1 protein-coding gene is annotated in these 440 nt (G+C 38.6%); it reads right to left on the bottom strand.

The annotated features are described in order from the left end of the window. Window positions 1-392, bottom strand: a 392-nt coding sequence (locus tag SB773_RS30135) for a CamS family sex pheromone protein (protein WP_410593858.1), incomplete at its 3' end; no start/stop codon positions are given. Between the last annotated feature and the right edge of the window lie 48 nt (window positions 393-440).

Here is a 440-nt window from a genome sequence, read left to right on the forward strand (position 1 = left end):
TTTGAGGCATCCATACCCTTTTCTTTCAACTGACTTTTGGTATATTTTCTGTTCAGCCAGGAAGATATCTTTGCACTATCAAGCATTTGCCCCTCTTGAAACAGGTAATCTTCCGGGTCGAATTGGGTTTGGGCCAACCGCATCAATCCATTTTCGAATTCTTCAATATCATATCGGGTATTTAAATTAGATACGACCAAACCGCGTGCTTTTGATGGTTCAAAAGGTAGGATCGTTTGATAATATTCATCCGAAATTTTATACTTCGGAATAATTGCCGTCTCTTTTTTGTCTTTGGAGTCTTGAACTACCTCTTGCTTATCCTCAAAACTAGGCGCACATCCAGCAAGAAGCAGTATAAGAATCATCCCCAAAATAGAGTGTTTCTTCATATCTACACCTCTTATTTTTTTAGTTCCTCAATCAGTCTCTCTTCATCC

The sequence above is a fragment of the Bacillus sp. SIMBA_074 genome (assembly GCF_046534555.1).
GTDB classification, from domain to species: Bacteria; Bacillota; Bacilli; order Bacillales; family Bacillaceae_G; genus Bacillus_A; species Bacillus_A mycoides.